24 protein-coding genes are annotated in these 22,062 nt (G+C 56.8%); 6 read left to right on the forward strand and 18 right to left on the reverse strand.

Annotated elements, in window-relative coordinates; all coding sequences use genetic code 11:
- Positions 1-19: 19 nt before the first annotated feature.
- The 5 genes from GNG26_RS20300 to ppiA form a co-directional block, all read right to left on the reverse strand.
- Positions 20-1,240, reverse strand: coding sequence for an aspartate aminotransferase family protein (locus tag GNG26_RS20300; protein WP_156239858.1), 1,221 nt, complete (start codon positions 1,238-1,240; stop codon positions 20-22).
- Between the two features lie 87 nt (positions 1,241-1,327).
- On the reverse strand, positions 1,328-1,891 hold the full coding sequence (gene pabA, locus GNG26_RS20305; protein WP_156239860.1) for an aminodeoxychorismate synthase component 2: 564 nt from the start codon (positions 1,889-1,891) through the stop codon (positions 1,328-1,330).
- A gap of 30 nt (positions 1,892-1,921) precedes the next feature.
- Positions 1,922-2,524 (reverse strand): putative adenosine monophosphate-protein transferase Fic, encoded by a 603-nt coding sequence (locus GNG26_RS20310; RefSeq protein ID WP_156239861.1) that lies wholly within the window; start codon positions 2,522-2,524, stop codon positions 1,922-1,924.
- The gene (locus GNG26_RS20315; RefSeq protein ID WP_103177289.1) at positions 2,514-2,681 is read right to left on the reverse strand and encodes a YhfG family protein; all 168 of its coding nucleotides are present in this window, start codon (positions 2,679-2,681) and stop codon (positions 2,514-2,516) included. The genes GNG26_RS20310 and GNG26_RS20315 overlap by 11 nt, the downstream gene beginning before the upstream one ends.
- A gap of 108 nt (positions 2,682-2,789) precedes the next feature.
- Positions 2,790-3,362, reverse strand: coding sequence for a peptidylprolyl isomerase A (gene ppiA, locus GNG26_RS20320; protein WP_103824826.1), 573 nt, complete (start codon positions 3,360-3,362; stop codon positions 2,790-2,792).
- Positions 3,363-3,640: 278 nt separating this feature from the next.
- Between ppiA and tsgA the strand changes: the two genes are divergently transcribed.
- A complete protein-coding gene (gene tsgA / locus GNG26_RS20325) occupies positions 3,641-4,825 on the forward strand; it encodes an MFS transporter TsgA (RefSeq protein WP_114316533.1) in 1,185 nt (394 codons plus the stop codon).
- Between the two features lie 3 nt (positions 4,826-4,828).
- Here tsgA and GNG26_RS20330 read toward each other — a convergent pair whose 3' ends face one another.
- Positions 4,829-6,145 carry a cytosine deaminase gene (locus tag GNG26_RS20330; protein WP_156240216.1) on the reverse strand — a complete coding sequence of 439 codons (1,317 nt, stop codon included), beginning with the start codon at positions 6,143-6,145 and terminating at the stop codon, positions 4,829-4,831.
- Between the two features lie 240 nt (positions 6,146-6,385).
- Here GNG26_RS20330 and nirB point away from each other — a divergent pair, with 240 nt between their 5' ends.
- From nirB to GNG26_RS20355, 5 genes are all read left to right on the forward strand, one after another.
- A complete protein-coding gene (nirB, locus tag GNG26_RS20335; protein ID WP_156239863.1) occupies positions 6,386-8,929 on the forward strand; it encodes a nitrite reductase large subunit NirB in 2,544 nt (847 codons plus the stop codon).
- Complete coding sequence (nirD, locus tag GNG26_RS20340; protein WP_103177294.1) at positions 8,926-9,252, forward strand: nitrite reductase small subunit NirD; 327 nt, start codon at positions 8,926-8,928, stop codon at positions 9,250-9,252. Before nirB ends, nirD begins: the two co-directional genes overlap by 4 nt.
- A 159-nt stretch (positions 9,253-9,411) precedes the next feature.
- On the forward strand, positions 9,412-10,221 hold the full coding sequence (gene nirC / locus GNG26_RS20345; RefSeq protein WP_103177295.1) for a nitrite transporter NirC: 810 nt from the start codon (positions 9,412-9,414) through the stop codon (positions 10,219-10,221).
- Between the two features lie 11 nt (positions 10,222-10,232).
- A complete protein-coding gene (gene cysG / locus GNG26_RS20350; RefSeq protein WP_114385619.1) occupies positions 10,233-11,606 on the forward strand; it encodes a siroheme synthase CysG in 1,374 nt (457 codons plus the stop codon).
- 134 nt (positions 11,607-11,740) lie between these two features.
- Positions 11,741-11,911: a YhfL family protein gene (locus tag GNG26_RS20355; RefSeq protein WP_032614785.1), complete on the forward strand. Its 171-nt coding sequence runs from the start codon at positions 11,741-11,743 to the stop codon at positions 11,909-11,911.
- Positions 11,912-12,003: 92 nt separating this feature from the next.
- Here GNG26_RS20355 and trpS read toward each other — a convergent pair whose 3' ends face one another.
- The 12 genes from trpS to GNG26_RS20415 all read right to left on the reverse strand — a co-directional run bounded on the left by trpS (position 12,004) and on the right by GNG26_RS20415 (position 21,984).
- Positions 12,004-13,008 carry a tryptophan--tRNA ligase gene (gene trpS / locus GNG26_RS20360; protein WP_156239865.1) on the reverse strand — a complete coding sequence of 335 codons (1,005 nt, stop codon included), beginning with the start codon at positions 13,006-13,008 and terminating at the stop codon, positions 12,004-12,006.
- Positions 13,001-13,762: a phosphoglycolate phosphatase gene (gph, locus tag GNG26_RS20365; protein ID WP_114316527.1), complete on the reverse strand. Its 762-nt coding sequence runs from the start codon at positions 13,760-13,762 to the stop codon at positions 13,001-13,003. The genes trpS and gph overlap by 8 nt, the downstream gene beginning before the upstream one ends.
- Positions 13,755-14,432 carry a ribulose-phosphate 3-epimerase gene (gene rpe / locus GNG26_RS20370; RefSeq protein WP_156239867.1) on the reverse strand — a complete coding sequence of 226 codons (678 nt, stop codon included), beginning with the start codon at positions 14,430-14,432 and terminating at the stop codon, positions 13,755-13,757. Before rpe ends, gph begins: the two co-directional genes overlap by 8 nt.
- 41 nt (positions 14,433-14,473) lie before the next feature.
- Positions 14,474-15,286, reverse strand: a complete 813-nt coding sequence (gene dam, locus GNG26_RS20375) for an adenine-specific DNA-methyltransferase (RefSeq protein ID WP_114316525.1) — start codon at positions 15,284-15,286, stop codon at positions 14,474-14,476.
- 67 nt (positions 15,287-15,353) lie between these two features.
- Complete coding sequence (damX, locus tag GNG26_RS20380) at positions 15,354-16,622, reverse strand: cell division protein DamX (protein ID WP_156239868.1); 1,269 nt, start codon at positions 16,620-16,622, stop codon at positions 15,354-15,356.
- Positions 16,623-16,714: 92 nt separating this feature from the next.
- A complete protein-coding gene (gene aroB, locus GNG26_RS20385) occupies positions 16,715-17,803 on the reverse strand; it encodes a 3-dehydroquinate synthase (RefSeq protein WP_103177302.1) in 1,089 nt (362 codons plus the stop codon).
- Between the two features lie 58 nt (positions 17,804-17,861).
- Positions 17,862-18,383 (reverse strand): shikimate kinase AroK, encoded by a 522-nt coding sequence (gene aroK / locus GNG26_RS20390; RefSeq protein WP_003861630.1) that lies wholly within the window; start codon positions 18,381-18,383, stop codon positions 17,862-17,864.
- Positions 18,384-18,679: 296 nt separating this feature from the next.
- On the reverse strand, positions 18,680-19,915 hold the full coding sequence (hofQ, locus tag GNG26_RS20395) for a DNA uptake porin HofQ (RefSeq protein ID WP_156239869.1): 1,236 nt from the start codon (positions 19,913-19,915) through the stop codon (positions 18,680-18,682).
- Entirely contained in the window at positions 19,830-20,225 is a 396-nt protein-coding gene (locus tag GNG26_RS20400; protein ID WP_156239870.1) for a HofP DNA utilization family protein, read from the reverse strand. Before GNG26_RS20400 ends, hofQ begins: the two co-directional genes overlap by 86 nt.
- Positions 20,215-20,676 carry a HofO gene (locus GNG26_RS20405; RefSeq protein ID WP_156239872.1) on the reverse strand — a complete coding sequence of 154 codons (462 nt, stop codon included), beginning with the start codon at positions 20,674-20,676 and terminating at the stop codon, positions 20,215-20,217. The genes GNG26_RS20400 and GNG26_RS20405 overlap by 11 nt, the downstream gene beginning before the upstream one ends.
- The gene (locus GNG26_RS20410) at positions 20,660-21,199 is read right to left on the reverse strand and encodes a PilN domain-containing protein (protein ID WP_156239874.1); all 540 of its coding nucleotides are present in this window, start codon (positions 21,197-21,199) and stop codon (positions 20,660-20,662) included. Before GNG26_RS20410 ends, GNG26_RS20405 begins: the two co-directional genes overlap by 17 nt.
- Positions 21,196-21,984: a DNA utilization protein HofM gene (locus GNG26_RS20415; RefSeq protein WP_156239875.1), complete on the reverse strand. Its 789-nt coding sequence runs from the start codon at positions 21,982-21,984 to the stop codon at positions 21,196-21,198. The genes GNG26_RS20410 and GNG26_RS20415 overlap by 4 nt, the downstream gene beginning before the upstream one ends.
- Between the last annotated feature and the right edge of the window lie 78 nt (positions 21,985-22,062).

The raw sequence follows: 22,062 nt of genomic DNA on the forward strand, positions 1-22,062 counted from the left end.
GCGCCGCCGGGCTACACAGCTACTGCTGAACCACCCGCTTCACCGCCTGCGCAAAGCGGGTCATCCCCTCTTCGATATCCTGGCTTTCCACCAGCAGCGACGGCGCAAAGCGCATCACGTCCGGCCCGGCATTGAGCACCATCGCCCCTTCACTGGCGGCGGCGTAGAGGAAATCGCGCGCCCGGCCTTTGTATTGCGGCTTCAGTTCGGCGCCAATCAACAGCCCCATGCCACGGATATCGCTGAAGACATCGTACTGCGCATCGATCTGCTGAAGATGCTTCACAAACTGCTCGCGCTTTGTATTGACGCCGCTCAGCACTTCCGGGGTATTGATGATATCGAACGCCGCCCCGGCAACCGCGCACGCCAGCGGGTTGCCGCCGTAGGTCGAGCCGTGAGAGCCCACATGGAATGCTGACGCGATATCCTGCGTGGTGAGCACGGCGCTCACCGGGAAGCCACCCCCGAGCGCTTTGGCGCTGGTCAGGATGTCCGGCGTCACGCCGTAGTGCATATAAGCAAACAGATCCCCGGTGCGCCCCATGCCGCTCTGCACTTCGTCAAAGACCAGCAGGGCCTGGTGCTGATCGCACAGATCGCGCAGCCCCTGCAGGAATTCTGGCGTTGCCGCCATCACGCCGCCTTCACCCTGGATCGGCTCAACCACCACCGCGCAGGTGTGATCGTCCATCACCGCTTTTACCGCATGCAGATCGTTAAACGGCACGTGGATGATGTCGGCCGGTTTCGGGCCAAAACCATCGGAATATTTTGGCTGACCGCCCACGGTCACGGTAAACAGCGAACGGCCATGAAACGCATTGTGGAAGGCGATGATTTTGGTTTTAAACGGGCTGTGGCGGGTGGAGGCGTAATAGCGGGCCAGCTTAAAAGCGGTTTCGTTGGCTTCGGTGCCGGAGTTCATAAACAGCACACGCTCGGAAAAGGTAGCCTCGATGATTTTGCGGCCCAGGCGCAGCGCTGGTTCGTTGGTGAAAACGTTGCTGGTGTGCCACAGGGTTTCGCCCTGAGTTTTGAGCGCCTCGACCAGCGCCGGGTGGCAGTGACCTAACGCCGTTACCGCAATGCCGCCCGCAAAATCAATGTACTCTTTGCCCTGTTGATCCCAGACGCGACTGCCTTTCCCCTTCACCGGGATAAACTCAGCCGGTGCATAAATTGGCAGTATCACTTCATCGAATGTTGCGCGCGTAATTGCAGATTGTTCAGTTGCCATGTAACCCCACCCTTTTTTAAGCAAAAAGCAGAAGTGAAAATATAATCACGAAATATGCTTAAAAAATCACTTCATGGCAACTAAAAATCAACGTTTGAGGAAATTAGCCAGCAGCTGGTGGCCCTGTTCGCTGAGAATGCTTTCGGGATGGAACTGCACCCCTTCCAGATCCCATTCACGGTGACGGATACCCATGATCTCCTGCGTTTCGCTCCAGGCGGTCACCTCAAAGCAGTTGGGTAAGGTGGGCGGATCGATGATGAGGGAGTGATAGCGGGTGACGGTAAGGGGGTTATTCAGGCCGCAGAACACCCCGGCACCGTTGTGCGTCACCGGGGAGGTTTTGCCGTGCATCACTTTCGCGGCCCGCACAATGGTGGCGCCAAAGACCTGGGCGATGGCCTGATGCCCGAGGCAGACGCCGAGGATCGGCACTTCACCGGCATAGCGCTGGATCACCGCCAGCGAAATGCCGGATTCATCCGGCGTGCAGGGGCCGGGGGAGATAACGATTTTTTGCGGATTGAGCGCGGCGACATCCTCCAGAGAGAGTGCGTCGTTGCGCCGGACCACCACCTCCGCCCCCAGCTCGCAAAAATACTGGTAGAGGTTCCAGGTGAAGGAATCGTAGTTATCAATCAGCAGAATCATGGCGGCTCCTGAAAAAATGGCCGCCCTATTCTACTCAGTTTCCCCGGCTTCGCTTACCACTTTACTGAAGATTGCGTTCAACGCGCTCAGATCCCCCATCGCACCGCTCTGGTTGGCCTGCGCCCACTCTTCCGGGTCGATACCGCGCCAGTCAAGCTGATAGCCCGCATGGATCGCCAGCTGCTCAAAGAAGATGCGCTGAACAATACCGTTGCCGATGCGGAACGGATGCAGGACGTTGATCTCGCAATAGTAGTGGCTGAGGCGGTTAATGAAATCCTCTCTCTCCAGCCCGACGAGATATCCCTCCTCCTCCAGATCCTGCATCAGGGCATTGCCCTCTTTTTCGATGTAGGCGAAGTGGCAGAAGCGGGTATCGCCCTGATAAATATCCACCTCGCGAATATCTCCCGCCCAGTCGAAGATATCCTGATAGATGTGCTGATGAATGGCGCACAGATGCGGCAGGCCGCGCAGCAGTGGCCCCAGCCCCAGGGTTGCCGCTCGCAGCGCGGTGAATTCATACGCCGCCTGCGCCAGACGCTCCGCCTGGCGGATGCCCAGCCGGTTACGCATGACATTCAGGCCGGGATAGAGATAGGGATCGCGATCGTTGCCGTATTTATCGCTCATACTGCCTCCTGAGCTCCTCAAGACGCAGTTCTGCCTCGTCGGCATTGAGCGTGACTAATGGACTATCGACGCCTTCAAGACGGCGACTGGCCTGAAAATTCGCGTTTCGCTGTTGTTCCCAAAGACGGGATTTTTGCTTATCAGTGAGTTTTTTCACCTTTTTCCTCCCTGCTTGTGCCCGTGTTGCCACAAGTATAAGCAGCAAACTGCGGTTTCGCAGGGAGGTAAAGGTAACGCGGGCAAAACTTGCCCGCGCCATTACGCATTAAGGCAGGACTTTCGCAGAGAGGATAACTATCGGTTTTGACGGCACATTCTGGTAAGGACCGACGTCGTGCGTCTGTACCTGAGAAATTTTATCGGCCACATCCATGCCTTTCACAACTTTACCAAACACCGCATAGCCAAAATCACGCTGGCCATGGTCGAGGAAGGCGTTATCCGCCACGTTGAGGAAGAACTGACTGGTTGCGCTGTCTTTATCGGCGGTACGGGCCATGGAGATAGTGCCGCGGGTGTTACGCAGGCCGTTATCCGCTTCGTTCTTGATTGGCGGGTTTGGCTGCTTCTGCTGCATCTGCTCGTTGAAGCCGCCGCCCTGCACCATAAAGCCTGGGATCACACGGTGGAACGTGGTGCCGTTATAAAAACCGCTGTTGACATAATCGAGGAAGTTTTTCACAGAAACGGGAGCTTTCTGGCTGTTCAGTTCCAGCTCAATGTTGCCGGCAGAGGTGGTCAACAGAACGTGCGGGTCTCCTTTCGCTGCCAGCGCAGCAGGAGAGAGGGCTGAAAGAGCGAGTACAGCCGCGACAGCCGCCAGGGTTGATTTGAGCATGAGAATTCCTTAACAAAGCGCAGTAAAGAAAGCGAATGGCTTGATTCTAAAGAGCAGTATGAACGTAGGCCAGCCCTTTACCTAATTTTACCTATTTGAAACAGATGTAACCGCCCGGCAAAGTCATGCCAGCGACCTTAACGTGATTAATATCACCCTTTTTTATGCAATGAATGATTAATTTGTCCTAAAAGATTTAATTAGATCACATTCACGATTAAAATCTGGCCGCTCGCAGCGCCGTCAATGCGCTTTACACTTCTATTCACAGGCCAGTCATGACTAACAGCAATCGTATCAAGCTCACATGGATCAGCTTCTTCTCCTACGCCCTCACCGGTGCGTTGGTAATTGTCACCGGGATGGTGATGGGAAATATCGCAGACTATTTCAACCTGCCCGTTTCCAGCATGAGTAACACCTTCACCTTTCTTAACGCCGGGATCCTGATCTCCATTTTTCTCAATGCCTGGCTGATGGAAATCGTCCCGCTGAAAACGCAGCTGCGTTTTGGCTTTGTATTGATGGTCCTTGCCGTGGCGGGTCTGATGCTCAGCCACAGCATTGCCTTGTTCTCCGCCGCCATGTTTGTGCTGGGTCTGGTCAGCGGCATCACCATGTCCATCGGGACATTCCTCATCACCCACATGTATGAAGGCCGCCAGCGCGGCGCGCGACTGCTCTTCACCGACTCCTTCTTCAGCATGGCAGGGATGATCTTCCCGATTGTGGCCGCCGCGCTGCTGGCCCGCAGCATTGAGTGGTACTGGGTCTACGCCTGCATTGGTCTGGTCTACGTGGCGATCTTTATTCTGACCTTCGGCTGTGACTTCCCGGTTCTGGGCAAAAAAGCGCAGACCACCAGCGAGCCGGTGGTGAAAGAAAAATGGGGGATTGGCGTCCTGTTCCTCTCTGTCGCCGCCCTCTGCTACATCCTGGGCCAGTTGGGCTTTATCTCCTGGGTACCGGAGTATGCCAAAGGTCTGGGGATGAGCCTGAACGATGCCGGTAAGCTGGTGAGTGACTTCTGGATGTCGTACATGTTCGGCATGTGGGCGTTCAGCTTTATCCTGCGCTTCTTCGATCTGCAGCGGATCCTCACCGTGCTGGCGGGCGTCGCCACCGTGCTGATGTACCTCTTTATCAACGGCTCCCCGGAGCAGATGCCGTGGTTTATCCTGACGCTCGGCTTCTTCTCCAGCGCCATTTACACCTCGATCATCACTCTGGGCTCCCTGCAGACCAAAGTGGCCTCGCCGAAGCTGGTTAACTTCGTGCTGACCTGCGGCACCATCGGCACCATGCTGACCTTCGTGGTGACCGGCCCGATTGTGGCGCACAAGGGCCCGCTGGCAGCATTACACACCGCCAATGGTCTTTATGCCGTGGTATTTGTGATGTGTCTGGTGCTGGGCTTCGTCACCCGCCACCGCCAGCATAACGCGGCGGCAGCGACGCACTAATCCTTATGCCCCTTTGCGCTCAGTAAAGGGGCTGTTTTTGGTAAAGCATACCTCTTCCCCGCCGTTGTCCATCTGAACCCAAGTCTGGGCTAACTGCGTGGCGGCAATGACCCTGCCCTGACGAATCGACCAGCGCACAGGCACCTGACAACGCACCGCCTCAAAGCCACTTTCCGCGGGCAGAATCACCAGATTCGCCGGATTCCCCGTCGCAATACCGTAATCGCTCAGCCCAAACGTTCTGGCGCTGTTATGGGTGATCAGGTTAAGTCCGCTATCAATTTGCTGATACCCCATCATCTGACAGACATGCAGCCCCATATGCAGCACCTGCAACATATTGCCGGTGCCCAGCGGATACCACGGATCAAACACGTCGTCATGGCCGAAGCAGACGTTGATGCCCGCCTCAAGCAGCTCCTTCACGCGGGTAATGCCGCGCCGCTTCGGATAATCATCAAAGCGCCCCTGCAGATGGATATTCACCAGCGGATTGGCCACAAAGTTAATCCCGGAGAGCTTTAGCAGGCGGAACAGCCGCGAAGTGTAAGCCCCGTTGTAAGAGTGCATGGCGGTGGTGTGGCTGGCAGTGACGCGCGGGCCGATCCCGGCCTCATACGCCAGCGTCGCCACCGTTTCGACAAACCGAGACTGTTCGTCGTCGATTTCATCGCAGTGAATATCCAGCGGCCGGTCATACTTCTTCGCCAGTTCAAAGGCGATATGCAGGGACTGCACGCCATACTCCCGGGTGAATTCGAAGTGCGGGATGGCGCCCACCACATCCGCCCCCAGCTTTAAGGCCTCTTCCAGCAGCGCCGCGCCATTCGGGTAAGAGAGAATCCCTTCCTGCGGGAAGGCCACAATCTGCAGCGTCACCCACGGGGCGACCTCCTGCTTCACCTCCAGCATCGCTTTCAGGGCGGTCAGCGTCGGGTCGGAGACATCCACATGGGTGCGCACAAACTGGATGCCGTTGGCGATCTGCCACTTCAGGGTTTTCCAGGCCCGGGCTTTAACATCCTCATGGCTGAGCAGCGCTTTGCGCTCTGCCCAACGCTCTATGCCCTCAAACAGCGTCCCGGACTGGTTCCAGTTCGGCTCACCTGCGGTCTGGGTGGTATCCAGGTGGATATGCGGTTCGATAAAAGGCGGAATGGCTAACCCTCCGCGGGCATTCAACACTTCATCGCTCTCAACCTGCTTTTCGCCCGTCGGGGTGATTTCGCCAAAACGACCGTTCTCAATAGCCAGCTGCCAAAAGCCGTCACGGCCCGGTAAACGAATGTTCTGAATAAGCCAAAGCGGTGCTGTAGACATCATATTCTCCCTAAGATGGGGGCTGAAATTCAGGAGTAGCTGAAATTAAAAATTAGCCTCCTGATTTGTACACATAATCATCGATTATGAAAAGCCTGCGATTTCCACGACTTATAAAAAACCTGACAAATCAGTCATCTACCCACTAAGGAGTAGTTGAAGGCGTATTTGATTTGCATCAATAAGCGCCGTTGCTGAATCGTTAAGGTAGGCAGTAATAGAAAAGAAATCGAGGCAAAAATGAGCAAAGTCAGACTCGCTATTATCGGTAACGGCATGGTCGGTCACCGCTTTATTGAGGATCTTCTCGATAAAGCCGATGCCGCCCAGTTCGACATTACCGTGTTCTGTGAAGAACCCCGTAAGGCGTACGACCGCGTGCACCTCTCCTCCTATTTCTCTCACCACACTGCCGAAGAACTCTCTCTGGTGCGTGAAGGTTTTTACGAGAAACATGGCGTGAAGGTGCTGGTGGGCGAGCGCGCTATCACCATCAACCGTCAGGAAAAAGTGATTCATTCCAGTGCGGGACGCACGGTTTTTTACGACAAGCTGATCATGGCGACTGGCTCCTATCCGTGGATCCCGCCGATCAAAGGCTCGGAAACCCAGGACTGCTTCGTCTATCGCACCATTGAAGATCTCAACGCTATCGAATCCTGCGCCCGTCGCAGTAAACGTGGCGCGGTGGTCGGCGGCGGCTTGCTCGGCCTCGAAGCCGCTGGCGCACTGAAGAACTTAGGCATTGAAACCCACGTCATCGAATTTGCCCCGATGCTGATGGCAGAGCAGCTTGACCACATGGGTGGCGAGCAGCTCAAACGCAAAATTGAGAGCATGGGTGTAAAAGTTCACACCAGCAAAAATACCAAAGAGATCGTGCAGGAAGGTACCGAGGCGCGTAAAACCATGCGCTTCGCCGACGGCAGCGAGCTGGAAGTCGACTTTATCGTCTTCTCCACCGGTATTCGCCCGCGCGACAAGCTGGCTACCCAGTGCGGCCTGGCGGTTGCCCAGCGTGGCGGCATTATGATCAACTCTACCTGCCAGACCTCCGATCCAGATATCTACGCCATCGGCGAGTGCGCCAGCTGGGAAAATCATGTCTACGGTCTGGTTGCACCGGGCTACAAAATGGCGCAGGTCGCCGTTGACCATATCCTCGGCAATGAAAACGCCTTCGAAGGCGCAGACATGAGCGCCAAGCTGAAACTGCTGGGCGTTGACGTGGGTGGTATCGGCGATGCGCATGGCCGTACGCCAAACTCCCGCAGCTACGTCTATCTCGACGAAAGCAAAGAGGTCTATAAACGTCTTATCGTCAGCGAAGATAACAAAACCCTGCTCGGCGCGGTGCTGGTGGGCGACACCAGCGATTTCGGCAACCTGCTGCAGCTGGTGCTGAACGCTATCGAACTGCCGGAGAATCCGGATGCGCTGATCCTGCCTGCTCATGCGGCCAGCGGCAAACCTTCTATCGGTGTCGATAAGCTGCCCGACAGCGCGCAGATCTGCTCCTGCTTCGATGTCACCAAAGGCATGCTGATTTCTGCCATCAACAAAGGCTGCCACACCGTGGCGGCGCTGAAAGCGGAAACCAAAGCCGGTACCGGCTGCGGCGGTTGTATCCCGCTGGTGACCCAGGTGCTCAACGCCGAGCTGGCGAAACAGGGTATCGAAGTGAACAACAACCTGTGCGAGCACTTCGCTTACTCTCGCCAGGAGCTGTACCACCTGATCCGCGTTGAAGGCATCAAATCCTTCGACGAGCTGCTGCAAAAACATGGCCAGGGTTACGGCTGTGAAGTGTGTAAACCGACCGTCGGTTCTCTGCTGGCCTCCTGCTGGAATGAGTATGTGCTCAAACCGCAGCACACGCCGCTGCAGGACACCAACGACAACTTCCTGGCGAACATCCAGAAAGACGGTACCTACTCGGTGATCCCACGCTCTGCCGGCGGCGAAATCACCCCGGAAGGACTGGTGGCGGTGGGCCGCATCGCCCGCGAATTTAACCTCTACACCAAAATCACCGGCTCCCAGCGTATCGGTCTGTTCGGTGCGCAGAAAGATGACCTGCCGGAAATCTGGCGTCAGCTGATTGAAGCGGGCTTCGAAACCGGTCATGCCTATGCCAAAGCGCTGCGTATGGCGAAAACCTGCGTCGGCAGCACCTGGTGCCGTTACGGCGTGGGCGACAGCGTCGGCTTCGGCGTCGAGCTGGAAAACCGCTACAAAGGCATTCGCACCCCGCACAAAATGAAGTTCGGCGTCTCCGGCTGTACCCGTGAATGTGCCGAAGCGCAGGGTAAAGATGTGGGTATCATCGCCACTGAGAAAGGCTGGAACCTGTACGTCTGCGGTAACGGCGGGATGAAACCACGCCATGCGGATCTGCTGGCGGCGGATATCGACCGTGAAACGCTGATCAAATACCTCGACCGCTTCATGATGTTCTACATCCGTACCGCGGACAAACTGACCCGTACTGCACCGTGGCTGGATAATCTGGAAGGCGGCATCGACTACCTGAAGTCCGTCATCATCGACGACAAGCTCGGCCTGAACGCGACGCTGGAAGAAGAGATGGCTCGCCTGCGCGACGCCGTGATTTGCGAATGGACAGAAACCGTCAACACCCCGTCGGCGCAGGTTCGCTTCAAACACTTTATCAACAGCAACCAGCGCGATCCGAGCGTGCAGGTCGTGCCTGAGCGCGAGCAACATCGCCCGGCAACGCCATATGAACGTATTCCGGTGATGCTGGTGGAGGAAAACGTATGAGCCAGTGGGTCAATATCTGCAACATCGACGAGATCCTGCCTGCCACCGGCGTGTGCGCGCTGTTAGGTCATGAGCAGGTTGCTATTTTCCGTCCGCGCCACGACGAACAGGTTTTTGCCATCAGCAATATCGACCCGTTCTTTGAGGCCAGCGTGCTTTCCCGTGGGATTATCGCTGAACACCAGGGCGAGCTGTGGGTTGCCAGCCCGCTGAAAAAGCAGCGTTTCCGCCTGAGCGACGGCCACTGTATGGAAGACGAAACCCGCTCCGTGAAGCACTATGACGTTCGCGTGAAGGACGGCAAGGTGCAGCTGCGAGGCTGATTAAAACGGGGGCGCAACGCCCCCGCTATTTGTTTTGATTTTGATGTTGTAGGCCCGGCAAGCGCTGCGCCGCCGGGCAGTTGCCGGGTGGCGCAGCAGGCTCCTTATCCGGCCTACAACGTATTTATTCTTTCTTTCATTACTATTCTGGATAATCAAATGTTTACAGACACCATCAATAAGTGTGCGGCTAACGCTGCCCGGATTGCACGCCTCAGTAAAAACAGTCCTCTCGGCTTCTGGATCAGCTCCGCCATGGCGGGCGCCTATGTCGGCCTGGGGATCATTTTAATTTTCACTCTTGGTAACCTCGTCGACCCGTCTGTGCGTCCGCTGGTAATGGGCGCCACCTTCGGGATCGCATTAACACTGGTTATTATTGCTGGCTCTGAACTGTTCACCGGTCACACCATGTTCCTGACGCTGGGTGTTAAAGCGGGCACCATCACTCAGGGCCAGATGTGGGGCATTCTGCCGCAGACCTGGCTCGGCAACCTGGTGGGCTCGGTGTTTGTCGCACTACTGTATAGCTGGGGCGGCGGAAGCCTGCTGCCGGTCGATACCAGCCTCGTGCACACCGTCGCGTTGGCAAAAACTACCGCCCCGGCGATGGTGCTCTTCTTTAAAGGCGCACTCTGTAACTGGCTGGTTTGCCTGGCTATCTGGATGGCAATCCGTACTGACGGCGCCGCGAAGTTCATCGCGATCTGGTGGTGTCTGCTGGCCTTTATCGCCTCTGGCTACGAACACTCCATCGCCAACATGACGCTATTTGCCCTCTCCTGGTTCGGTCACCACAGCGAAGCGTACACCCTGTCAGGTATCGGCCATAACCTGTTGTGGGTAACGCTTGGCAATACCCTTTCCGGGGTTGTATTTATGGGTTGGGGTTACTGGTATGCTACCCCTAAAGCGGAGCGTCCGACTCCTGCAACCATCGCAACCGTTCAGGCGAAAGCCAACCAGTAAGAGGTAATGTCGTGGATCACCTGCCAATATTCTGTCAATTACGCAATCGTGACTGCCTGCTTGTAGGTGGTGGCGATGTGGCTGAACGCAAAGCCCGCCTGCTGTTAGACGCAGGTGCCCGACTTACCGTCAACGCCCTCGACTTCGCCCCGCAATTCACCGTGTGGGCGCAGGAAGGGATGCTCACCCTCGTTGAGGGTGAGTTCAACGAAACGCTGCTCGATACCTGCTGGCTGACCATCGCCGCCACCGACGACGATGCGGTTAACCAGCGCGTCAGCGACGCCTGTGAAGTTCGCCGAATCTTCTGCAACGTGGTGGATGCGCCGAAAGAGGCGAGCTTTATCATGCCGTCGATTATCGACCGCTCGCCGCTGATGGTCGCCGTCTCCTCCGGCGGCACCTCGCCGGTGCTTGCGCGCCTGCTGCGCGAAAAGCTGGAAGCCATTCTGCCGCAGCATCTAGGCCAGGTGGCCCACTATGCAGGGCAACTGCGAAGCCGTGTGAAAAAGCAGTTTGCCACCGTAGGCGAACGCCGTCGTTTCTGGGAAAAATTCTTTGTGAACGACCGGCTGGCGCAGTCGCTGGCGAATCAGGATCAAAAGGCCGTGGATGAAACCACCGAGCAACTGATCAATGCCCCGCTCGATCACCGGGGCGAAGTGGTGCTGGTGGGCGCCGGTCCGGGTGATGCCGGCCTGTTAACCCTGAAAGGGCTACAGCAGATCCAGCAGGCGGATATCGTGGTCTATGACCGCCTGGTCTCTGACGACATTATGAACCTGGTGCGCCGGGATGCCGATCGGGTGTTTGTCGGCAAGCGCGCCGGTTATCACTGCGTTCCGCAGGAAGAGATTAACCAGATCCTGCTGCGTGAAGCCCAGAAGGGTAAACGCGTGGTGCGGCTGAAAGGCGGCGATCCCTTTATTTTCGGGCGCGGCGGCGAGGAGCTGGAGACGCTGTGCGAAGCGGGCATTCCCTTCTCAGTGGTGCCGGGTATTACCGCTGCCTCCGGCTGCTCCGCCTATTCCGGCATTCCGCTGACTCATCGCGATTACGCCCAGAGCGTGCGTCTGGTGACCGGCCACCTGAAAACCGGCAGCGAGCTGGACTGGCACAACCTGGCCGCAGAGAAACAGACACTGGTCTTCTATATGGGGCTGAACCAGGCGGCGACCATTCAGGCGAAACTGCTGGAACATGGCATGGATGCGGAAATGCCGGTTGCGCTGGTGGAAAACGGCACATCGATTAAACAGCGCGTGGTCAGCGGCGTGTTAACCCAGCTGGGCGAGCTGGCGCAGCAGGTTGAAAGCCCGGCGCTGATCGTGGTGGGTCGCGTGGTGGCGCTGCGTGACAAACTCAACTGGTTTTCGAACCACTAAGCCAGGCTGAACATATTCCCCGCTAAATGAGTAGTCCTGTAATGGACTACTCCTCTCCTGACGCTGCCGATAACATACCTTCCGCGAAAGCACATTTTCTATATATTCCCTCAAGTTACAGACAAGGAAGCGTTATGTTCAAACTGGCAAAGATTGCCCTGGTTGCAGGCATCTTAACAACCCTGACAGCGTGCACTGGCCACGTGCAAAACACCAAAAATAACTGCAGCTACGATTACCTGCTCCACCCGGCGATCTCTATTTCCAAGATCATCGGTGGCTGCGGCCCGGCAGCAAATCAGTAATCGTTTCGCAGGCAATAAAAAAACCGGGAAAATCCCGGTTTTTTTATTGGGTTATTTCGCCGGATAAGCGTAGCGCCACCCGGCAAGCAACCTTAAGGTTTCGCCACAAATCCAATCGCTTCGTAGACCGCTTTCAGCGTTTCAGAGGCACGTGCGCTGGCTTTCTCGGCACCCTCTTTCATCACCTTCTGCAGGAAGGCTTCGTCATTGCGGAACTGGTGATAGCGCGCCTGCAGTTCGGTCAGCATGCCGGAGACCGCATCCGCCACTTCACCTTTCAGATGGCCGTACATTTTGCCTTCGAAGTGCTGCTCCAGCTCCGGAATGGTGCGGCCCGTTACGCCAGAGAGAATATCCAACAGGTTAGAGACGCCCGCTTTGTTCTGCACGTCGTAACGCACCACAGGCGGCTCATCTGAGTCAGTAACCGCACGTTTGAGCTTTTTAACCACCGATTTCGGATCTTCCAGCAGACCGATAACGTTATTGCGGTTATCGTCCGACTTGGACATCTTTTTAGTCGGCTCCAGCAGGGACATCACGCGGGCACCGGACTTCGGAATAAACGGCTCCGGCACTTTGAAGACATCACCATAGAGCGCGTTAAAGCGCTGGGCGATATCACGACTCAGCTCCAGATGCTGCTTCTGATCTTCACCCACCGGCACCTGGTTGGTCTGGTACAGCAGAATGTCAGCGGCCATCAGCACCGGGTAATCAAACAGACCGGCGTTGATGTTTTCAGAATAGCGGGCCGATTTGTCCTTGAACTGGGTCATGCGGCTCAGTTCGCCAAAGTAGGTGTAGCAGTTCAGGGCCCAGCCCAGCTGCGCATGCTCCGGCACGTGAGACTGAACGAAAATGGTGCTTTTCTGCGGGTCGATACCGCAGGCCAGATAGAGCGCCAGCGTATCCAGCGTGGCCTTACGCAGTTTCTCAGGATCCTGACGCGCGGTGATAGCGTGCAGATCCACGATGCAATAAATGCAGTGGTAATCATCCTGCATGCCAACCCACTGACGCAGCGCACCCATATAGTTGCCAATGGTCAGTTCACCTGAGGGCTGTGCGCCACTAAATACGATGGGCTTAGTCATTTTTCAATTCCTGATTTTCACTGTGCGAAAGCCCGAGAACGGGCAACAAATCTTTGAAGTGGTCGAAGACAAAATCCGGCTCACTCAGCGTAATGGATTCACCATAGTTATAACCATAGGTCAGGCCAACGGAAGGGCAGCCTGCGGCCCTGGCAGCCAGAATATCATTACGCGAATCCCCCACAAAGAGTAGCGCTTCAGGCGTTAAGGATAATTTTCCTGCCACCAGCAGCAGCGGTTCGGGATGCGGCTTCTTGTTCTGCACATCGTCGCCGCCGACAATAACCGAGAAATAGTGAGCGATATCCAGCGCTTCCAGCAGTGGGGCGACGAACGCCGTCGGCTTGTTGGTCACCAGCGCCAGCGGCAGACCCTGAGCATGCAGCGCGCTCAGCGTAGCGGCCACATCCGGGAACAGGAAGCTGCCCTCTTCCACCGTCTCTTCATAAAAACGGTTAAACAGCTTACGCAGGATACGCACCTGCTCTTCCTGGGGGATGTCTGCATCATCGACACTCGGTTTGCCCTGCGCCGCACGTTGAACAGCACGCTCCTGACGCGCCCAGGTCAGCGCGCGCTCCATCAGCACGTCGGCCCCGTTACCGATCCACGTCACCACACGTTCTTCGCCTGCCACCGGCAGTTCCAGCGCGTACAGCGCCTGATCGACCGCCGCGGTTAAACCCGGTGCGCTGTCCACCAGCGTACCGTCGAGGTCAAATGCAACACCCCGAATTGCCTGCAAATTATCCATGACTTACCTTCGCCAGTTCACTGCGCATTTCATCAATGACTTTTTTGTAGTCCGGCTGATCGAAAATAGCCGAACCCGCGACAAACATATCTGCCCCCGCCGCCGCGATTTCGCCGATATTGCTGACCTTCACGCCGCCATCCACTTCGAGGCGGATATCAAAGCCAGACTCGTCGATACGGCGACGTACTTCCCGCAGTTTATCCAGCGTATGCGGAATGAAAGACTGCCCGCCAAAGCCCGGGTTAACGGACATCAGCAGGATCACGTCCAGCTTGTCCATGACGTAATCCAGGTAGCTCAGCGGCGTGGCCGGATTGAAGACCAGGCCCGCCTTACAGCCGTGCTCTTTGATCAGCTGTAGCGTACGGTCAATGTGTTCGGAGGCTTCAGGATGGAAGGTGATGATGCTGGCACCTGCGGCGGCAAAATCCGGCACGATGCGATCGACCGGTTTTACCATCAGGTGCACGTCAATAGGTGCGGTAACGCCATAATTGCGCAGCGCCTTCAGGACCATCGGGCCGATGGTCAGGTTAGGCACGTAGTGGTTATCCATAACGTCGAAATGAACGACATCCGCACCGGCAGCCAGTGCTTTCGCGGTGTCTTCGCCCAGCCGGGCAAAATCAGCCGAAAGAATTGAGGGTGCAATCAAATACTGTTTCATCCGCATCTCCTTGAACTTTGTTTAACGGCGGGCGAAACGGCTCAGGGCAGATAGAGAGCCAGCAGTTCGTCCACCTTTTTACGTGTGCCGCCGTTGCTGCTGATGCTGCGCCGGACTTTGACCTGAAAATGCTTCGCGGCCTTGTACCATTCGCGCGTATCGGGCGTATCGTGATTCGAAATTAACACCGGGATACTTTTGCTGACCAGCTTTTCCGCCATCCCCGCCAGATGCGCCTGCTCGGCAGGACTAAAGCTGTTGGTGTGATAAGCGGTAAAGTTCGCCGTAGCAGACAGAGGTGCGTACGGTGGATCACAGTAAACCACCGAATTGGCGTCAGCAAGGTTCATGCACTCTTCATACGAGAGGCAATGGAATTCCGCATTCTGCGCTTTTTCAGCAAAGTGATACAGCTCGGCCTGAGGAAAATAGGGGCGCTTGTAGCGTCCAAACGGCACGTTAAATTCACCACGCAGGTTATACCGGCACAGGCCGTTGTAGCCGTGGCGATTAAGATAGAGGAACAGCAGCGCACGGCGGAACTTATCCTGGCACTGATTAAACTCAGCGCGATGCTGATAGTAAACGTCCGGGGTGTTGTTCTCTGGCGTAAAGAGCTTGCGCGCCTCATCGACGTACTCATCGGTACGCTCTTTTACGATTTCGTAAAGACTGATCAGGTCGCTGTTGATATCCGCAAGGATGTAGCGGGTGTAGTTGGTATTGAGAAATACCGAGCCCGCACCAACAAAGGGTTCGACAAGACACTCGCCGTCTGGCAGGTGTTTTTGAATATCATCGAGCAGGGGGTATTTCCCCCCTGCCCATTTCAAAAAAGCGCGATTTTTTTTCATGCTGACTAACTGATTACACCTTCTCCGGCTGTGGAGAAAGCTCCGACAGCATCCTGCGCTTCACAGATTACTTCAAATCGGACTGAACCTGACGGATCGGCTTCGCCCACGGATTTTTCGCCTGAACGTCGGCTGGCAGTGTGGCAACCGCACGTTTTGCTTCGTCTTTCGATGAGTACACACCGCTTACCAGCACATACCATGGCTGACCGTTACGGGTGGTCTCGTAGACAACAAAGTTTTTCAGGTTCGATTTTTTCGCCCAGCCGTTGAGGTTGTCATAGCTGGAAGAGCTGCTCAGCTGCAACGTGTAGTTGGTGGACGGCGCAGACTTCAGAGAACTCACGTTCCCTGTCGATTTACCGGTGCTGGCAGAAGCCGCCGGGGCGCTCGCCGCTGGCGTCGATGCTGTTGCGGTCGGCGTTGGCGTTGCTTTCGGTGCCGTCGCGGTTGTTGCAGGCGCTTTCGCCGGGGCGCTGGTTGCCGTTTCAGTGTGCTTCGGCTGCGCGGCTGCTTTTGGCGCTTCTGCTTTCGCAACAGGCTGCGGCTTCACTTCACGCTTCGGCTCAATCACCGCCTGCTTACGCTCCTGATGCTGCGCAGGTTTAGTCTGACGTGGCGCAGATTCTGCGGCCGCCGTCTGCTGTTGCCCGTTAGCACCACGGATTGGCGCCACGGTTGCAGGCTCGGTCGGCAGGGTGGAGTTCACCACCACGTTGTTAACCTGCTGCTCGCTCTGCGGCTGCGTCAGGGCGTTATTCAGATCGCCCTGAACCTCAACGCGCTGCTGGCCTTCAGGCGTAGCCGGAGACTGGCCCTGAGTCGGCGTGGAGGCAACAGGCGGCAGAGAGATCTCCTGCTGCGTATTCTCCGCGGAGGTGGCGCCTGGCGCTGGCTGCGAGCCATTTGCCTGGTCGGCAGCGCTGCCGGAAAGATCGATACTCTTCTCGCCAGAAGCAGTTTGTTCAGCAGGCGAGGTGGACGGGGCTTTCAGTGCGGAGCCGACGCCGATAATCAGCAGCAGCAGGACCAGCACACCCAGGCCCATCATAATATACTGGCGGGAAGCGGGCTTCGCCGCAGCGGCCTTACGCTTGCGCGGGCGACGCTGTACGGGCGCTTCGTCCATTGAATCATCTTCGGACTCATAATCCTCTTCTTCACGCTCGTCGCGGGCGGCGCGGCCACGCGAAGGACGAGGATCGTCATTGTCCAGATCGACCTCATCAAAGTTGATTTGCGGCTCGTTATCACGTTCTGAAGATTGGCGAGTACGACCAGTACGACGATCGCTGGGATCGGGTTTCAGCTCGTCTTCTGGTTTGAATTCATCCATTTAACACCCCACTAAAAGGCTTATGCCTACGACTTTGCATATCACCTGAAGCAAAATGGCTACGTATTACCGCAGCCGGACCTTTCTAATAGTTACGCTTGCTGGCAATCAGCAATAGCGCCAAGAACGACATCGTGCGGCACACCGCCACGAACTTCACTCTTTCCGATTGCAAGCGGGAGTACCAGACGCATCTCGCCTGCTAATACTTTTTTATCACGCATCATGTGCGGCAAGTAGGCCTGCGCTGACATTTCGCGCGGCCCCGTCACCGGTAACCCGGCACGCTCAAGCAACGTGATAATGCGTTGTGTATCCGCCTTGCTGAACTGACCCAGACGCTCCGAGGTGCGAGCGGCCATCACCATCCCCGCCGCCACGGCCTCGCCATGCAGCCAGTTACCGTAGCCCATTTCGGCTTCGATAGCATGGCCATAGGTGTGCCCCAGATTCAGTAAAGCACGTAAGCCTGTTTCGCGCTCGTCTGCGGCAACCACTTCTGCTTTCAGCTCACAACAACGGCGAATACAGTACGCCATCGCCTGACCATCCAGGCGCAATAAGGCGTCCATATTCTCTTCAAGCCAGCTAAAAAACTCGCCATCGAGAATAATGCCGTACTTGATCACTTCCGCCAGGCCAGATGCCAGCTCGCGCTTAGGCAGCGTTTGCAGACAGTCGAGATCCACCACCACCGACGCGGGCTGATAGAACGCGCCAATCATGTTTTTGCCAAGCGGATGGTTTACGGCGGTTTTGCCGCCAACAGAAGAGTCAACCTGCGACAACAACGTGGTCGGGATCTGAATAAAACGAACGCCACGCTGATAGCTTGCCGCCGCAAACCCCGTCAGATCGCCAACAACACCGCCGCCTAATGCCAGCAGTGTTGTGTCGCGACCGTGCGGTTTTTGCAGTAATGCGGTGAAGACGGTATCAAGTACCGTCAGGCTTTTATACTGCTCGCCATCAGGCAGAATCACACTGTCGACCTTCACGCCAGCCTGTTCAAGCAGCTGACGTACTCGGTCGAGATAAAGCGGAGCCAGCGTCTCATTGGTGACCAGCATTGCCTGATCACCCGCTTTCAGTGGTAAGAAGGAAGCTGGGTCGTTAAACAAACCAGCCGCGATAGTGATAGGGTAACTCCGTTCACCGAGAGTGACTGTAATCCTCTCCATAGCGCGACATCCACCTTAAATACTTTTTACCCGCAGGCGAGTATATATAAAGCCAGAATCAGTTGCTTTCCAGCATATGAATAATCTGGTTTGCGACCACTTTAGCGCTCTGATCGTCTGTGCGAATGGTAACGTCAGCAATCTCTTCATACAGGGGATTGCGTTCATCAGCCAGCGCTTCCAGAACTTCACGTGGAGGCGTCTCAACCTGCAGCAACGGGCGTTTTTTATCACGCTGCGTACGCGCCAGTTGTTTTTCGATGGTCGTTTCGAGATAGACCACGACACCGCGGGCGGAGAGACGGTTGCGAGTTTCGCGAGATTTTACAGAGCCGCCGCCAGTAGCCAGCACAATGCCCTGTTTTTCCGTAAGTTCATTGATAACTTTTTCTTCTCGGTCACGGAAACCCTCTTCGCCTTCTACATCGAAGACCCAGCCCACATCAGCTCCGGTTCGTTTCTCAATCTCTTGATCAGAATCGTAAAATTCCATATTGAGTTGTTGAGCTAACTGGCGCCCAATAGTGCTTTTGCCGGCACCCATAGGCCCAACCAGAAAGATATTGCGTTTCTCTGCCATTTTTTCGGTACTACTAAGACTATTCGTTAATGGTAAACCCGCTTCGCCGACACCTGGCGTAACAGGACATGAACTGAAACCTCATATGCGATAGAGCGAGAGTCAGACTAAAAATTATCTCAATACTCCAGCTTGTTTGGCAACAGAATAAATCACCCTGCTTGCCGCTTAAGTTGTTAAGGTGTGAGATTGAGTAGGCTGATTCTCAAATCGGTACTCCTTGTATGCTAATTAATGCCCCACGTCAAACATCTGCAACAAACAGAATGCAAAATCACGTGGGGCGTTGCCGCATATCAGGAGGTCGTAACCAGACGAGGGGTGATAAAAACCACTAATTCCCGGCGCTCGTTGTCTTTACCCTGATGGCGAAAAAACTGCCCCAGGATGGGGATACGGCTCAAGCCTGGCACATTTTCACTCCCGCTTTTATGTCTCTGAGAAAAAATTCCGCCTAAGGCCAGCGTTTCACCACTTTTGACCTCTACCTGGGTTTCGATCTCCTGTTTGTCTATCGTCATGGTTTCACTGTCGGCCTGCTTTAGCACCTGGCCCGGGCTGTTCTCGCTGATGCGCAGCTTCAGGCGTACACGTCCATTGGCCAGCACCACCGGAGTCACCTCCATGCCCAGCACCGCCTCTTTAAATTCCACCGACGTCGCGCCGCTCTCTCCGCTGGAAACCTGGTAGGGAATTTCACTGCCCTGTTTAATGCTGGCAGGCTGCATATGCGACGCCAGCAGACGCGGGCTGGCGATAATATCCACCTGCTGTTTTTGTTCCAGGGCGGAGAGCTCAATGTCCAGCAACCGGCCATTAATCCGGCCGATAGTGAAACCCACCTGCGTAGTGGCGTTGGTCACCGCAAGATCGCTGTTGAGTATCGTCAACTCTCCGGGCTTACCAGGCTGCTGCGCCTGCGCCAGGCTCCACTTCACGCCCAGCTCCCGCAGGCTTTTTTCACTCATGCTGACAATGTGTGCCGCCAACTCGACCTGGGCTACCGGCAGATCCATCTGCCCCACCCAGTGCTGTAACGCATCCAGCGCAGCCCTGCTGTCGCGCACCAGCAGACGGTTGGTGCGTTTGTCCACCGCAAGGCTGCCTTTTGGGCTGAGGAGCTTTTCGGCAGCCTGCCTGAGATCGCCCGCATCCGCATAGGAGAGAGAAAAACTGCGCGCCTCCAGCGGCACACTGAGCTGACGCTTAGCGCGCTCCGCCTCTTTTCTGGCCTGCTGCTGTTGTTGCCAGGCGGCGCTGTGGATATAAAAGATGCCCTCCTGCTGGCGCATCACCAGCCCGGCGCTGGTCACCACCGTCTGTATCGCCTGTAACCAGGGCACCTTTTGCAGACGCAAAGAGACATTGCCGCTCACGTCTGGTGCAATAATCATATTGCGGTTCTCCTGCTCCGCCAGGGCCTGCAGAAGCTGGGCGACCGGCACATCATCCACGACCAGATTCACGGCCAACGGTTCCGCTGCCAGCGTCTGGCTGCCGATCAGCAGTAATGCCACCATCCCTCTTTTCATCCTGTTTCGTTCCTTGTCGTTGCCATCGCCATAACGGCGGTTCACACGCCTCAGACGTGTCGATGACCAACTCCTTTTCATTCAGCACCCTTACCTGCCAGCCCTGGGGCAGCGTGTCGCCGCGACGCACCCGCAACCAGCGGGACTTTTCATCCCTGACGATGCCCACCGGCACCGCGCCGGATACCAGCCCGGCATAACGCCACTGGCTCAGGGCTGCGTCGGGGCAGCGTGACACCGGCGCCTGAAACGGATCGCGCATGCCGAGAAGAAGCGGCAGCAGAAGCAGTACGCCACGGCTAACCCGCATTCTGGCGCTCCAGTTGCAGGGTGAGGCGCAGCTTTTGCTGTTCTGGCTGGAGCGTAAAACGCGCCACCGCCACGTCGCGTTGGGCGAGAGTGGCAAACAGCCCGGGTATCTGCCCCCATACCGCCTCGACCACCAGTTCGCCTCCCGCATTGACGGGTTGCCAGCGCACCATGTGTAGCTCACCGTTATCGAACTCCAGCGGTGAAAAGGGGCGCAGCGCCACGGACGATGGCGCATCCTCAACGGGCGAGAGCTTACGCACCGCGGTCCATAAGCGGCCGTTGATCGCCGCGTCACGCGCGTGCTGAGCCTGGTGCGTGGCGAGCTGTTGCTGCTGCATGCGTAGCTGCCCCCCGAGCACACAGAGCAGCATCAGCCCTGAGCTGAGGCCCCAGCACAGCCAGCGCCAGCGCGGGGACAACGCGTACCAGATGTCAGGAGGGATCCGCATCAGCCTCCTCCTTGCGGGTCAGCGCCCAGCTAAATTGCCAGCGCCCCTGTGCGTCCTGGCGCATCTCGCCGGGCGTGGTAGGGGTAAACCCCGGCAGCTGGCGTAGCGCCGTCTCCAGCGCCGCAAGCGCCGGTAACGTGGCGGCGTATCCACTCAGGGAGAGCGTGGAGTGCTGGAAACGAAGCTGCGCCAGCCATGCCTGCTCCGGCAGGGCGCGGGCCAGGACGATGAGGATCGTCTGCCAGGCCTCTGTCTGCGCTTTTTTTTGCGCCCAGATCTGCTGTTGCTGGCGCTGAACAATACGCGCCGTCCACTGCTTTTGCCGCTGCGCCAGCGCCTGCCTCAGCGCCCCATCGCTGGCCTGTCGCTGCGCGAAAACCTGCGCTTGTAGCGGGACGTCGGCCCGCCGGGCGGTCCAGAGCCCCAGCGTTACCAGCAGCGAGCCGGTGAACAGCAAGCCCCAGAAGCGCAGGCAGTGGCGTTTTTGTTGCTGACGCCACGGCAGCAGGTTGGCCGCGCTCATCGCGCATAGCCTTCCGTCGCCAGCGCTAACGCCAGTGCGACGCTAAAATCCGCGCCATTTTCAGGCAGCGGCGGTTGCCGGTGGGACAACACGTTCCAGGGGTCGAAACTGCGCATATCGCAGCAGGCGATCTCCTCAACCCCTAGCGCCAGCAGGGCTGCCAGGCTTTCAACATCGGGCGCCTCCGCCAGCCCACGTCTGCCCCACTGGTGACGCATCGCCCATAGCCATTGATCCCGATCGCGCCAGGCAACGCACTGGGCAGGCGCGTGTACAAAAGGCAGAAAATGGGCCAGCGCCCCGGCATCGGGTGTGATCGCAGTCAGCCGCAGACGCAACACCCGGGCCAGATCCAGCAGCGTGGCGATCTCTTTATTTTGTGCCGCGGTAACCTGATACCCCTGGCTGAACGTATCTTCCGCATAATCAAAACGCAGGGCATCGGGTGCCATCTCCAGCTCGCGGCTCAAGGCCGCGCCAATCCAGGCCGTCTCCTCACTGTCGCGCAGGGTTATTGCCGGGCGCGGAAAGGTGCGTTGCAGGGTGCGTGCGGCCGGAAAGGCGAGAAGTACCTGATGCTGGTAAGGCAGCCATTGCCGCCACTCGCGCAACGCCGCAGCCAGTTGTTCGGGCTGAAGAATTTGCCCGTCGCGGATAATGCCCTCCGCCAGGGGGAGCTGCCACCAGCGGCGCAGCCCCCAGCCCGACTTTCTGCGTACCAGCGCGACGGCCAGCACCTTATCCTGTTGAATATGAACGCCTGTTCGCCATGTTTTAAATACCATGTTTCACGATCTCCTTATCGTCCGGGGGGATAACGGCTATATCAATGCTACAGGCTTGCCTTTATACTACCGCGCGAT

Source organism: Leclercia sp. J807, from assembly GCF_009734465.1.
In the GTDB taxonomy this organism is placed as follows: domain Bacteria; phylum Pseudomonadota; class Gammaproteobacteria; order Enterobacterales; family Enterobacteriaceae; genus Enterobacter.